The sequence below is a fragment of the Pseudomonas sp. CHM02 genome, assembly GCF_000612585.1.
GTDB lineage: Bacteria > Pseudomonadota > Gammaproteobacteria > Pseudomonadales > Pseudomonadaceae > Aquipseudomonas.
Map to the genome: position 1 here is coordinate 1 of NZ_JFCA01000053.1, position 13,057 is coordinate 13,057.

The 13,057-nt window shown below is 61.7% G+C and carries 14 protein-coding genes and 2 pseudogenes; 4 read left to right on the top strand and 12 right to left on the bottom strand.

The features are described from left to right. The first annotated feature begins 104 nt into the window (after positions 1-104). Both BM70_RS0125590 and BM70_RS0125595 read left to right on the top strand, forming a co-directional pair. A complete protein-coding gene (locus tag BM70_RS0125590; RefSeq protein WP_025858674.1) occupies positions 105-1,064 on the top strand; it encodes an amino acid ABC transporter permease in 960 nt (319 codons plus the stop codon). Then, a complete protein-coding gene (locus BM70_RS0125595; RefSeq protein ID WP_025858675.1) occupies positions 1,057-1,791 on the top strand; it encodes an amino acid ABC transporter ATP-binding protein in 735 nt (244 codons plus the stop codon). Before BM70_RS0125590 ends, BM70_RS0125595 begins: the two co-directional genes overlap by 8 nt. A gap of 186 nt (positions 1,792-1,977) precedes the next feature. On the opposite strand, the pseudogene BM70_RS31540 reads toward BM70_RS0125595, so the two are convergent. The 12 genes and pseudogenes from BM70_RS31540 to ubiE all read right to left on the bottom strand — a co-directional run bounded on the left by BM70_RS31540 (position 1,978) and on the right by ubiE (position 12,104). Next, positions 1,978-3,884 (bottom strand): annotated as a pseudogene (locus BM70_RS31540) (methyl-accepting chemotaxis protein). Between the two features lie 172 nt (positions 3,885-4,056). Next, positions 4,057-4,929: a methyl-accepting chemotaxis protein gene (locus tag BM70_RS34020; RefSeq protein ID WP_371262183.1), complete on the bottom strand. Its 873-nt coding sequence runs from the start codon at positions 4,927-4,929 to the stop codon at positions 4,057-4,059. After that, positions 4,915-5,973: pseudogene (locus BM70_RS34025) on the bottom strand (methyl-accepting chemotaxis protein); the annotation flags it as partial. The gene BM70_RS34020 and the pseudogene BM70_RS34025, both read right to left, overlap by 15 nt. 158 nt (positions 5,974-6,131) lie before the next feature. Next, positions 6,132-6,839, bottom strand: coding sequence for a 16S rRNA (uracil(1498)-N(3))-methyltransferase (locus BM70_RS0125610; protein ID WP_025858677.1), 708 nt, complete (start codon positions 6,837-6,839; stop codon positions 6,132-6,134). After that, the gene (tatC, locus tag BM70_RS0125615; RefSeq protein WP_025858678.1) at positions 6,836-7,624 is read right to left on the bottom strand and encodes a twin-arginine translocase subunit TatC; all 789 of its coding nucleotides are present in this window, start codon (positions 7,622-7,624) and stop codon (positions 6,836-6,838) included. The genes BM70_RS0125610 and tatC overlap by 4 nt, the downstream gene beginning before the upstream one ends. Continuing rightward, the gene (tatB, locus tag BM70_RS0125620) at positions 7,621-8,025 is read right to left on the bottom strand and encodes a Sec-independent protein translocase protein TatB (RefSeq protein ID WP_025858679.1); all 405 of its coding nucleotides are present in this window, start codon (positions 8,023-8,025) and stop codon (positions 7,621-7,623) included. The genes tatC and tatB overlap by 4 nt, the downstream gene beginning before the upstream one ends. 10 nt (positions 8,026-8,035) lie before the next feature. After that, positions 8,036-8,314 carry a twin-arginine translocase TatA/TatE family subunit gene (locus tag BM70_RS0125625; protein WP_003171180.1) on the bottom strand — a complete coding sequence of 93 codons (279 nt, stop codon included), beginning with the start codon at positions 8,312-8,314 and terminating at the stop codon, positions 8,036-8,038. 26 nt (positions 8,315-8,340) lie between these two features. Then, positions 8,341-8,673, bottom strand: coding sequence for a phosphoribosyl-ATP diphosphatase (locus BM70_RS0125630; protein ID WP_003209299.1), 333 nt, complete (start codon positions 8,671-8,673; stop codon positions 8,341-8,343). A 2-nt stretch (positions 8,674-8,675) separates the two neighbouring features. Then, on the bottom strand, positions 8,676-9,068 hold the full coding sequence (gene hisI / locus BM70_RS0125635) for a phosphoribosyl-AMP cyclohydrolase (protein WP_012721796.1): 393 nt from the start codon (positions 9,066-9,068) through the stop codon (positions 8,676-8,678). A 41-nt stretch (positions 9,069-9,109) separates the two neighbouring features. Next, positions 9,110-10,714, bottom strand: coding sequence for a ubiquinone biosynthesis regulatory protein kinase UbiB (gene ubiB, locus BM70_RS0125640; protein WP_025858680.1), 1,605 nt, complete (start codon positions 10,712-10,714; stop codon positions 9,110-9,112). Beyond that, the gene (locus BM70_RS0125645; protein ID WP_025858681.1) at positions 10,711-11,334 is read right to left on the bottom strand and encodes an SCP2 domain-containing protein; all 624 of its coding nucleotides are present in this window, start codon (positions 11,332-11,334) and stop codon (positions 10,711-10,713) included. The genes ubiB and BM70_RS0125645 overlap by 4 nt, the downstream gene beginning before the upstream one ends. Then, positions 11,334-12,104: a bifunctional demethylmenaquinone methyltransferase/2-methoxy-6-polyprenyl-1,4-benzoquinol methylase UbiE gene (gene ubiE / locus BM70_RS0125650; protein ID WP_025858682.1), complete on the bottom strand. Its 771-nt coding sequence runs from the start codon at positions 12,102-12,104 to the stop codon at positions 11,334-11,336. The genes BM70_RS0125645 and ubiE overlap by 1 nt, the downstream gene beginning before the upstream one ends. A 144-nt stretch (positions 12,105-12,248) precedes the next feature. On the opposite strand from ubiE, the gene BM70_RS0125660 reads away from it, so the two are divergent. Both BM70_RS0125660 and BM70_RS0125665 read left to right on the top strand, forming a co-directional pair. Then, positions 12,249-12,524, top strand: coding sequence for a polyhydroxyalkanoic acid system family protein (locus tag BM70_RS0125660; protein WP_025858683.1), 276 nt, complete (start codon positions 12,249-12,251; stop codon positions 12,522-12,524). Positions 12,525-12,629: 105 nt separating this feature from the next. Next, entirely contained in the window at positions 12,630-13,052 is a 423-nt protein-coding gene (locus BM70_RS0125665; protein WP_025858684.1) for a phasin family protein, read from the top strand. Positions 13,053-13,057 lie beyond the last annotated feature (5 nt).

Genomic DNA, 13,057 nt, shown 5'->3' on the forward strand with positions numbered 1-13,057 from the left:
AAACACCGCGGCGTCTGGTCTTAGGGCGGCTTCGCCACCCAGCGCGGGGCAAGCCCGCTCACTACACAAAGGCGCTTGCCTTAGACTTTTTTGGATGTTGAGTAATGAAACAGAAAAAAGCCCAATGGCCCTGGCACCTGCTCACCGTGGTCGTGCTGGTCGGCCTGGCCGGCGCCTTGTACTACGCCACTTCGCTGATGTCCTACGAATGGCGCTGGAACCGCGTGCCGCAGTACTTCGCCTACCAGGCCGAAACCTCCCAGCGCGCCGCTGACATCTCCACGGTGGTGGAGTTGGTACGCAAGGGCGATCTGGCCGAAGTGACCCTGCGCAACGATGCAGGCGCTGAGCAAAAGCTGACCGTTGCCGACAACAGCCTGCAAGTGGCACGTGGTGACGACGTGGCCGAAGGCGACGTGGTCGGCGTGACCCGGCAGTGGGCGTTGGGGCCGCTGATGTGGGGCTTGTGGACCACGCTGTGGCTGTCGGTGGTGTCTGGCATCCTGGGCCTGGCGATCGGCCTTGCGACCGGCTTGTGCCGTTTGTCCAGCAACCCGACATTGCGGGATCTGTCGACGATCTACGTCGAACTGGTGCGCGGTACGCCGCTATTGGTGCAGATCTTCATTTTCTATTTCTTTATCGGCACAGTGCTCAACCTGTCCCGTGAGTTCGCCGGGATCGCCGCGCTGTCGCTGTTTACCGGCGCCTATGTGGCGGAAATCGTCCGCGCCGGCGTGCAGTCCATCACCCGTGGCCAGAACGAAGCCGCGCGGTCCCTGGGCCTGAGTGCCAGCCAGTCGATGCGCCATGTGGTATTGCCGCAGGCGTTCAAGCGCGTGCTGCCGCCGCTGGCCGGGCAATTTATCAGCCTGGTGAAGGACACGTCCCTGGTGTCGGTGATTGCGATTACCGAACTGCTCAAGAGCGGCCGCGAGGTGATCACCACCTCGTTCTCGCCGTTTGAAATCCTGTTCTGCGTGGCAGGCCTGTACCTGCTGATCAACCTGCCGCTGTCGAAAATGGCCAGCCGGCTTGAGCGGAGGCTCGCGCAAAGTGATTGAAGTCCGCGATCTGGTAAAAGTCTTCGACACCCGTGGCCATGTGGTCCGCGCGGTGGACCAGGTCACCACCCAGGTGGCCAAGGGCGAAGTGTTGGTGGTGATCGGCCCGTCCGGCTCGGGCAAGTCGACGTTCCTGCGTTGCCTCAATGGCCTGGAAGCGTTCGATTCCGGCTCGGTGAGCATCGACGGTCTGCAACTGGCCGACCCCAAGACTGACGTGAACGCCTACCGTCGCGAAGTCGGCATGGTGTTCCAGCATTTCAACCTGTTCCCGCACATGACCGTGCTGGAAAACCTGTGCCTGGCGCAGAAAGTCGTGCGCAAGCGCGGCAAGAAGGAGCGTGAGGCCAAGGCCCTGGCGCTGCTGGAAAAGGTCGGCATTGCACAGAAGGCCAACGAGTTTCCCTCGCGGCTGTCCGGCGGCCAGCAGCAGCGGGTCGCGATTGCCCGGGCCCTGGCGATGGAGCCCAAGGTAATGCTCTTCGATGAGCCCACATCGGCGCTGGACCCGGAAATGGTCGGCGAAGTGCTGGACGTGATGAAGACCCTGGCCCTGGAAGGCATGACCATGGTCTGCGTCACCCACGAAATGGGCTTTGCCCGTGAAGTGGCGGACCGGGTGTTGTTCTTCGATCACGGCAAATTGCTTGAAGATGCCGCCCCGGCTGAGTTTTTTGATGCGCCGAAAGACCCACGGGCTCAAGCGTTCCTGCGCCAGGTTCTCTAGGATCGCGCCTGCTTTATGCTGGCAAACTTGTTTTTGTGGTGAGCGAGCTTGCTCGCGCTGGGGCGCGTAGCGGCCCTGAAATCTGCCGCTGCAGGGTGCCTGAAAAAACGCCGTGATCTTATTGGGCTGCTTCGCAGCCCGGCGCGAGCAAGCTCGCTCACCACAGTTAAAAGCGCGATACAGGGCTCAAAGCCTGAACTTGCCGACCAATGTCTGCAGGTCCAGGCTCAATGCGCTCAACTGAACACTCGCCGCCGCCGTCTCCTCGCTGGCGGCTGCTGTTTGCTCTGACACATCTCGCACTGTCAACACGCTGCGATTGATCTCTTCGGCCACCGCGCTCTGCTGCTCGGCGGCGGCGGCAATCTGCGGGTTCATTTCCTGGATGACGGCGACCGTGCGGGCAATCGCCGCCAGTGCATCGCCAGCGTTGCGGGTCAGGCCGACGCTGCAGTCGGTGAGGGTGCGGCTGTTGTCCATGATATCCGCCACCTGCTGGGTGCCGGTGTTCAGGCCAAGGATCAGCCCTTCGATTTCTTCCGCCGACGCCTGGGTGCGCTGGGCCAGGCTGCGCACCTCGTCGGCCACCACGGCAAACCCTTCGCCGGCATTGCCGGCGCGTGCGGCTTCGATGGCTGCGTTCAGCGCCAGCAGGTTGGTTTGTTGGGAGACCGACTTGATCACATCCAGCACGCTGCCGATCTTCTGGCTTTCCTGCTGCAGCGTCAGCATCGCCCGGCTGGACAGTGCCATTTCGTGTGCCAAATGTCCGATCTGCTCGATCGCCTGCGTCACCACCTTATCCCCTGCGCTGGCCTGCAGGTCGGCCTCGCTCGCTGCCCGCGAGGCGTGTTCGGCATGCCGTGCGACTTCTTGGACGGTGGCAAGCATTTCGTCATGGCGGTGGCGACCTGATCGGTTTGGTCTTTCTGATGGGTGATGCCGGCCCGTGTTTGCTCGGTTACTGCGGACAATTGCCCGGCTGCACTGGCGATCTGCCGGGCGCTGTCATCAATGCCGCTGATCAAGCTGCGCAGGTTGCCGGTCATTTGCCCGATGCTGCGCTGTAACTGGCCCAGTTCATCTTGGCGGACGGCGTCGATGGTGTTGCTCAGATCGCCTTCGGCGATCCGATTGGCCGCCAGCAATACCTGGCGCAGCGGTACGACGATCTGCCTCGCGATCAACCAGGCGGCCAGGGTGCCCAGCAGCAGTGCGGCGACGGTGACATTCAGCAGCAGCGTACGCGCCAGGCTCGCTTCCCTGTTTCGCTTGGCGCTCTGGTCTTCGCTTAACTGGTCGCTTTCGTGGAGCAATTGGTCCAGTTGCTGCTCAAGTTGGGACTGCTGGGTTTCCGCACTGAGTTGAGCGTCCTTGAGGGCGGTCAGTTGGGTCCGGTAGTTCAGCAGGACTTTTTCCAGTGCGGCACCGTTGACGGGCAAGGCAGCGACGGTTTTCTGGGTACGGTCCAAGGCTTGGACCGCGGTATCGACGCTGTCGCTGTAGGCCTCCAAAGAGGCGGCTGCCCATGCCGGTGCCTGGGCACGATCTTCGGCTTGTTCCAAGGCTTGGCGCAGTTGCTCTATGGCGTCCAAGGCGTTCTCGTCGTCCTGGCTGGGCAGATTGCTGGCCAGTTCGACAAGCGCGTCGCTGACCTCCGTGGAGCTGCGTTTAAGCTGTGCACGGGCACTTTCACGGAGTTTGATCAGGCCGTCCACGCCGTTCAAGGCCGTTTTGAAGTTGGCCGCGAAGTCCCGGCTGTTCTGCAGTTGGCGTTGGTTGAGCGGGTCGCTAAAGCGCGGTACGAGCGCCGTCAGGCTGCGGTCGATCTTCTCCATGTGCGAGCCGATCCTCGCCAGGCTCTCCGGGTTGCCCAGGGTTCGATAAAGGATGCGATCAGCGCGCAACTCTTCGCCCACAACCGCCAGTTGCGAGAGAATCGTCAGTTTCTGTGAGCGATCGACCGACTGGTTCAAGGCTTGCCAGCCGGTTGACGCGATGATCAGGCTGAGGCTCAGCACCAGGCCAAAGCCCAGGGCAAGTTTGAGCGGGATGTTGGTGTTTTCCAGCAGGCGGGTCAGTGGACGAAACATGGTGAACCTCCAACGAATCAAAGATAGCGTTTCGAGATTCCGGCTGACACGAGTCAGGGGGAGTTGAAACGCTACTTTTTTTCGGCACCGTGCAAGTCGGCTCACGACCTGAAAAGCGCGTAGGAAATTTCACAAATTGTCGGTGGCGGCCGTGATGGCCGCCACGCGTGGATCAGACTTTGAAGCGGCCGACCAGGGTTTGCAGGTAAATCCCCAGGCGCGCCAGTTCGGCGCTGGAGGTGGCAGTCTCTTCGCTGGCGGCCGAGGTCTGTTCGGAAACATCACGCACATTCAACACGCTGCGGTTGATCTCCTCGGCCACCGCGCTTTGTTGCTCGGCGGCGGTGGCGATCTGCGAGTTCATTGCCTGGATGGTCGAGACCGTGCGGGTGATGCTCGCCAAGGCGCTGCCGGCGCGGCGGGTCAGTTCGACGCTGCTGTCGGTCAGGCCACGGCTGTTGTCCATGATGGTCGCGACCTGCTGCGTGCCGCTTTGCAGGCCGACGATCAGCTCTTCGATCTCTTCCGTGGATTTCTGAGTGCGTTGAGCCAGGCTGCGCACCTCGTCGGCCACCACCGCGAAGCCACGTCCGGCTTCACCGGCACGCGCGGCTTCAATCGCGGCGTTGAGGGCCAGCAGGTTGGTTTGCTGGGCCACGGACTTGATCACGTCGAGCACACTGCCGATCTTGTCGCTTTCGCGCTTCAGATCGCCCATGGCGACGGTGGAGTTGCCCACTTCGGTGGCCAGGCGTTCGATCTGCGCGATAGCTTCGCCGACCACCTTGTCGCCTTCACGGGCCTGCTGGTCAGCGGCCACGGCGGCTTCGGAGGCTTCCTCGGCGTTGCGCGCCACTTCCTGCACGGTAGCGGCCATTTCGTTCATGGCGGTGGCGACCTGGTCGGTCTCGACTTTCTGGCTGTTGACCCCGGCGCTGGTCTGTTCGGTCACGGCCGACAGTTGCTCGGCGGCGCTGGCGATCTGGGTGACGCCGTCGGTGATGCCACCGATCAGCTCACGCAGGCCAACGGTCATGCTTTGCATGGCACGCTGCAACTGGCCCAGCTCATCCTGGCGCAGGGAGGTCAGGTTGTGGCTCAGGTCGCCAGAGGCCACGCGTTCGGCCACTTGGAGCGTCTGGTTCAGCGGGATGATGATCTGGCGGGTGATGGCCCAGGCGGCGACCAGGCCAAAGATCAGCGCCAGTACCGTGGCCAGCAGCAGGAAATTCTTGGCTTGCGCGGCATCGGTGTCGCGCACCACGGTTTGGGAAACCGTGAGTTTTTCACTGTGACCGAGCAGGATATCGCCCTCGGCGATCATGCTCTTCAGGGCTGCCGCACTGGCGACCTGGGAGTCGCGATACTGGCTGACCGCCGCGCGATAGGCCTGCAGCGACACGCTGGCCTCTTGCAGGTTGGCCTGGTACTGCGCCGGCAGTTGCCCTTCGAGTTCGGTGATTTTTTTCAGGGCGTTGTCGATGGCATCCAGGGCCGGTTGCTCGGCCTCGACTTTGCCGCTGTAGGTGTAGCCGCGTACCTGGAAGCGCGATTGCTGGATCAGCTTGCTCAGGTCGACCACGCTGTTGAACTGCGTGACGCTGTCGCCTTGCAGCAGGGATTTCTCGACTTCATTGATCTTGGCCACGGCGTTGTCGGCGGTGTCGCCGAGCTTGCTGCGGGCACCTTCGCGCTTGAGCCCGGCCTGGACCATGGCGCCGAAGGCCTTTTTGTAATTGTTCAAGGCGTCCTGCTGTTGTTCCACCAGAGCCTTGTCGGCGGGCTGCTCGATCAGCTCAGCGGCTTTTTTCAGGCCACTGTCCAGCTGCGAGAGCAGGCCGTTGACCGCGTCGGTGCCTTGTTCGCCGCGGCGCATTTCGAAGTCCAGGCGCGCCAGGCGCAGGTCTTTGGTCAGCCCGTTGAGGCTGGAGATAAAGCCCAGCTTGTCGCCCCGACTGATCACATCGCCCAGGCCGGTCCAGCCGGTGAACGTGATCATTAATGTCAGCAGCAATACCAGGCCGAAGCCCACGCCGAGTTTGGTTTTGACGCTGACATTTCCCAGCTTTTCGGCTAACCAACGATACATGCTGCGGACTCCCCTGGAACAAGGCTTGGACTTATTCAAAGGTTATCGGCAGCGTAGGTGAGTTCTGTAGGAACAAGGTCGAATGTCGGAGAGGGTTTGTGTGGTGAGCGGGCAAGCCGGCTCACCACAAAAAGCCCATCCATCCGGAGTAAGCGGGGTTAGAACAGGCGCGCGAGCAGGGCGGTGACGGCGGTCTCGACGCGCAGGATGCGGGCGCCGAGCTGCACGGGCTGTAATCCGGCCTTGGCCAGCAGGTCGACTTCGTAGGGGATCCAGCCACCCTCCGGGCCGATCGCCAGCGTTACCGGCTCATCCAGCCCACGCGGACACGCGGGGTAGTCGCCAGGATGGCCGATCAGACCCAGGGTGCCTGCAGCCAGTGTCGGCAGGCGGTCTTCGACGAACGGCTTGAAGCGCTTTTCGATAACGATCTCGGGCAGAACCGTGTCCCGCGCTTGCTCCAGGCCGAGGATCAATTGCTCGCGAATTGCCTCGGGCTCCAGGAATGGGGTTTGCCAGAAGCTCTTCTCGACCCGGTAGCTGTTGACCAGCACCACCTTGGGCACACCCATGGCCGCTACGGTCTGCAGCACCCGGCGCAGCATTTTCGGTCGCGGCAGGGCCAGCAGCAGGGTCAGCGGCAGTTTGGCCGGCGGGGGCTGGTCGAAGCTCACTTGCAACTCGGCTTCGCGGGCTTCCAGGCGCACCAGTTGTGCATTGCCCATCAACCCGCCAATACGGCCGACGCGCAGGCTGTCGCCGACGGCGGCGCGATGGACTTCCTGCATGTGCACCAGGCGCCGGTCACGCAGCACCACGCGGTCGGCCGCGATGAAGTCGGCTTCTTCCAGCAGCAGCAGGTTCACGGCTGGGTCGCTGGCGGCTGGTCGTCGTCGCGCTGGTCATCCGGGTGTTCGCCGCGCTTGCTGATCAAGCCGCTGAACAGGATGCCGATCTCGAACAGCATCCACATCGGCACGGCCAGCAGGGTCTGGGAGAAGATGTCCGGCGGCGTGAGGATCATGCCGACCACAAAGCAGCCGATGATCACGTACGGGCGGATTTTCTTCAGGTACTTCACGTCGACCACGCCGATCCATACCAGCAGCACCACGGCCACGGGGATTTCGAAGGCCACGCCAAAGGCGAAGAACAGCGTCATCACGAAGTCGAGGTAGCTGGTGATGTCCGTCATCATTTCCACGCCGGCCGGGGTGGCGGCAGCGAAGAACTTGAAGATCAGCGGGAACACCAGGAAGTAGGCGAACGCCATGCCGGTGTAGAACAGCAGGATGCTCGACACCAGCAGCGGCACGGCGATGCGCTTCTCATGCTTGTACAGGCCCGGTGCGATGAAGCCCCAGATCTGATGCAGGATCACCGGGATCGCCAGGAACAGCGAGACCATCATCGTCAGCTTCAACGGCGTGAGGAACGGCGATGATACATCGGTGGCGATCATCGTCGCGCCCGCTGGCAGGTACTGGCGCAGTGGTGTCGAGACGAAGGTGTAGATCTGCTGGGTAAAAGCGAACAACCCGGCAAAGATGATGAAGATGGCCGCTACGCAACGCAGCAGGCGGGTACGCAACTCGGTGAGGTGCGAGACCAGCGGCATATGCTGGTCGTTTTCCGGTTTATCAGCGCTCATGGGGCTCGCGGCGGCAATGTAGGGTCATGGGGCGCGGGCGACGCGGCAGGCGTCGGCGCAGGCTCGGTTGGCGCGGTCGGTGCCACGGGGGCGGCTTCAGTCGCAGGCGCGATGCTGTTTTCGGCCACAGGCTCCACCGGCTTGGCGGGCTCCTGCACCGGTGACAGGATCTTCCGTGCTTCCTGTTCCAACGACAGAATGTGTTCGTTGTGCAGTTGGCGGCGGATTTCGTCGGCGCCGATTTCCCGTTCAACTTCCTGTTTGATGGCGTTGAAACTGCGTTTCAGGCGCCCGATCCACAGGCCTGCCGTGCGTGCGGCACCCGGCAGGCGTTCCGGCCCCAGTACCAGCAAGGCGACGAGGCCGACGAGGAGCAGTTCAGAGAAGCTGATACCAAACATTAGTCAGTGCTCACGAGTCTTTGCGGGTCGGCTCTTCGACTTTCTCAGCCTGTACGTCGAAGGTGCGACGCTCGGTGATTGGCTGGGTGGCCTGTGGGTGCACAGGCTGCGCCGGCGGCACAGGGTTGGCAGCCGGGTCGGCGGGTTTTTCGTCGTCGTTCATGGCCTTGCGGAAGCCCTTGATCGACTCGCCCACGTCAGTGCCCAGGTTCTTGAGTTTCTTGGTGCCGAACACCAGTACCACCACCACCAGAATGACGATCCAGTGTTTCCAGTCAAAAATGCCCATGCTGCAAATCCTCTAGTCTTAGTTATTCAGGCGGACGGGCGCGAGGCCTTTTCGGCATGCCCGGACAAGCCGAAGCGACGGTCCAGTTCATCCAGCACTGCCTGCGGATGCTGCCCCAGTTGGGCGAGCATGACCAGGCTGTGGAACCATAGGTCGGCGGTTTCGTAGATCACATCGCTGCAGTCGCCGCTGATTTGCGCGTCCTTGGCGGCGATGATGGTCTCGACGGATTCTTCGCCGAGTTTCTCCAGGATCTTGTTCAGGCCCTTGTGGTACAGGCTGGCGACATAGGAGCTGTCGGCATCCGCGCCTTTGCGGTCTTCCAGCACCTGGGCCACACGGTTCAGGGTATCGCTCATGTTCAGTGTCCTGCCGAGTAGATGGCGTGCGGGTCTTTGAGCACCGGCTCCACAACCTTCCATTCGCCGTTCTCGAACACGCGATAGAAGCAACTGTGACGACCGGTGTGGCAGGCGATGTCGCCGATCTGCTCGACCTTGAGGATCACCACGTCGGCGTCGCAGTCGATGCGCATCTCGTGCAGGGTCTGCACATGCCCGGACTCTTCGCCCTTGCGCCACAGTTTGCCACGCGAGCGTGACCAGTAGATGGCGCGCTGCTCAGTGGCAGTGAGGCTCAGGGCCTCGCGGTTCATCCAGGCCATCATCAGCACGCGCCCGGTCTTGTAGTCCTGGGCAATGGCCGGCACCAGGCCGTCACTGTCCCACTTGATCTCGTCCAGCCAGTCTTTCATGTTCGGCTCCGGCAATTTGCGACAGTGTATAACCGGATTGGCTATCGACGCACGATCAGATAAACACCCACGGCGACCATGATACCGGCCGGCCAGTGGCCCAGTTGGTTCAGCGGGCCACCAATGGCCAACATCACCCCGCCGACCAGGTGCGCGGCGCCCAGCAAGCGCAGGAACCAGTCGTCCTTGCGCTTGTGCCATGGCGGCGCCGGGTCCTTGGCGTGGGGCTGGGACATGCGCTCGAGCAGGTCGCGGGTCATGTTGGCCAGGTGTGGCAGTTGCTCGAACTGGCTGTGCAGGTTGCCGATCAGGGTCTTCGGGCTGACCCGCTCGCGCATCCAGCGTTCGAGGAACGGCTGTGCGGTGTTCCACAGGTCGAGGTCCGGGTACAGCTGGCGACCCAGGCCTTCGATGTTGAGCAGGGTTTTCTGCAACAGCACCAGTTGCGGCTGCACTTCCATATTGAAGCGTCGCGCGGTCTGGAACAGGCGCATCAGCACCTGGCCGAAGGAAATATCTTTTAACGGTTTTTCGAAGATCGGCTCGCACACGGTGCGGATCGCCGCTTCGAATTCGTTGAGCTTGGTTTCTGCCGGCACCCAGCCCGAATCGATGTGCAACTGCGCCACACGGCGATAGTCGCGCTTGAAAAAGGCGAACAGGTTGCGCGCCAGGTAGTCCTGGTCTTCCGGGGTCAGGCTGCCGACGATGCCGCAGTCGATCGCGATGTACTGCGGGCTCCACGGGTTGACCGTGCTGACGAAGATGTTGCCCGGGTGCATGTCGGCGTGGAAGAAACTGTCGCGGAACACCTGGGTGAAGAAGATCTCCACGCCACGCTCGGCGAGCATCTTCATATCGGTGCGCTGGTCGGCCAGGGTCGCGAGGTCGGTGACCTGCACGCCGTAGATGCGCTCCATCACCAGCACTTTGGGGCGGCACCAGTCCCAATACACTTGCGGCACGTACAACAGTGGCGAGCCTTCGAAGTTGCGCTTGAGCTGGCTGGCATTCGCGGCTTCGCGCAGCAGGTCGAGTTCGTCGTAGATGGTTTTTTCGTAGTCGGCGACCACATCCACCGGGTGCAGCAGGCGTGCATCGGCAGAGAAACGCTCGGCAGCCCGGGCGAGAATGAACAACCACGCCAGGTCCTGGCCGATGATCGGCTTGAGGCCCGGGCGGATCACCTTCACCACTACTTCTTCGCCGGTCTTGAGCTGCGCCGCGTGCACCTGTGCGACGGAGGCCGAGGCCAGCGGGTCGACGTCGAAGCGGCTGAACACGTCGCTGATCTTCTTGCCCAGTTGTTCCTCGATGAGCTTCATCGATTGCTGGGAGTCGAATGGGGGCACGCGGTCCTGCAGCAGCATCAGCTCGTCGGCGATGTCCTCGGGCAACAGGTCGCGGCGGGTCGATAGGATCTGCCCGAACTTGATGAAGATCGGCCCCAGGTCCTGCAACGCCAGGCGCAGGCGTGCGCCGCGGCTCAACTCCAGCTTTTTGCGCGGGAACCAGCGCCACGGCAGTACATAACGTACAGCGAGCAGGAACCACGGCAGGGGCAGGGCGAACAGCAGGTCATCGAGGCGGTAGCGGATTACGACGCGCTGGATACGAAACAGACGGCGGACGGCGAGCAGCTTCATGCGTTATCGCTTGGATCAAGGGAACGGTTCAGGCGCTCGAAGCGTGCCTCGAGGCGTTCCAGGTCGATTTTGGCCTTGTCGAGTTCACGAAAGCGCGCTTGCGCTTCCCGCTGCCCGACCAGGGTGCGCGATTCTTCGCTCAGGTATTCGGCGAGGTTCTGGTTGAGGCTGGCGAACCCCTGCTGGTACCAGCGCGAGCGGCTGCGCAGATGCCCGCTGATCAACTGGGTGGCCACTGGCCCGATCCAGCGCGACAGCTCGTATTCCCAGTCCAGCTCCAGGTCTTGCAGTACGGCGGCCAGGTCCATCAGTACCGAGCTGTCGCCTTCCAGCTCCACTTCGGCGCTGTGCAGGATGGCGGTCTTGTTGCGGCTCAGGGCCAGGTGCAACAGGCTCGACGCCGGCGCACGCAAGGTGCAGTCGGCTTCGGCGGCCCAGTCGCCCGCGAGCAGCAGGCCTTCATCGCTGGGCAGGATAAACAGCTGCAAGGCAGGGCTGCGGCAGTCGACGGCAATGATCTTGCCGTTCAAGTGCGCAAGCCGCGCGAGGGCGGTGCTGTCCAGGCGCAGTACACGGTTGAGGCCGTGTTCAACGCTGGCGAGAAGACCTTTGAGCAGCATCAGGGCTTGATGCCGCGATGCAGGGCAACGATGCCCGAGGTCATGTTGTGGTAGGTCACGCGGTCGAAGCCGGCTTCTACCATCATCGACTTCAGGGTTTCCTGGTCGGGGTGCATGCGGATCGATTCGGCCAGGTAGCGATAGCTGTCGGCGTCATTGGTGATCAGCTTGCCCATCAACGGCATGAAGGCGAAGGAGTAGGTGTCGTAGACCTTGGACATCAGCGCGTTGGTCGGCTTGGAGAACTCCAGCACCAACAGGCGGCCGCCCGGTTTGAGGACGCGCAGCATCGAGCGGATCGCGTCTTCCTTGTGGGTCACGTTGCGCAGGCCGAAGGCGATGGTCACGCAGTCGAAATGGTTGTCGGGGAACGGCAGCTTTTCAGCGTCGGCCTGGACGAATTCGATATTGCCCGCCACGCCCTTGTCGAGCAGGCGGTCACGGCCGACCTTGAGCATCGACCCGTTGATGTCCGCCAGGACCACCTGGCCGGTCGGGCCAACGAGCTTGGAGAACTTGGCCGCCAGGTCGCCCGTGCCACCGGCGATGTCCAGCACGCGGTTGCCGGTGCGAACACCCGACAGCTCGATGGTGAACCGCTTCCACAGGCGGTGCATGCCGCCCGACAGCACGTCGTTCATCAGGTCGTACTTGGCCGCTACGGAGTGGAACACCTCAGCGACTTTTTCCGCTTTCTGGCTTTCCGGGACGTTCTTGAAGCCGAAGTGAGTGGTGGGTTCGGCATCGCTGCCTTTGCGCTGATCAGTCATATCGCTGTCACCAAAAGAGAATGCGGGACATGATAATCCCCAAGGCCTGCTTTGTCTTGGCAAGGCTGAAGGTAAGATGGGCGGTCACCGAGACCTTTTGCCGCATCGAAGGTATCCAAGTCCCTATAAAGAGGAGTCATTGCAATGGCCCGTATAACCGTTGAGCGTGCACATTCCCTGGGTAAAGAAGGCGCACGCGCAAAGGCCGACAAGTTGGCGCACAAACTCAAGGAGCAATATGGCCTGGAGCCGTCGTGGTCCGGCGATACCTTGAACCTCAAGCGTTCGGGGGTTAAGGGCACGGTATTAGTCGCTGACGATTCACTGCGCATTGATGTGGAACTGGGGCTGTTGATGTCGGCCATGAGTGGCACGATCAAATCCGAAATCGAGAAAGCCCTGGATAAGGCACTGGCGTGAGCCAATTGTTCTTAGGGTGCCGATTCTAATTTTCCAGCCTACTTTGTGCCCAAGCCCTCAACTCCTGTGGGCCGTTCCTCCCCCCAATTCTGCGTGAGGTGCACCATGGCCAAAGTTATCCTGAAGAAAAAAATCGACGCCCAGACCACTACCCTGAGCGACGTTAAATCCTACGCCCGCAAGATCTGGCTGGCGGGACTTGGTGCCTACGCCAAGGTTGGAAGCGAGGGCGGCGAGTACTTCAAAGAGCTGGTTAAGGCCGGTCAACATATTGAAAGTAAAGGCAAAAAAGTTGCAGTTGAACAAGTTGAGGCCGCCAACAGTCAGATTGACCAAGTAAAGAGTAATGTCTCCGCCGTCAAAGGTCTGGTAGAAGTTCAGCTGGATAAAGTTGAAAAAGCTTTTGATACTCGCGTTGCCAGTGCCTTGAATCGAATCGGCATTGCGTCTAAACATGACGTTGAGACACTCTCTGCTAAGCTCGAAGAGCTGACGACATTGCTAGAACGTGTCGCGCGTAAACACTAAGGAGA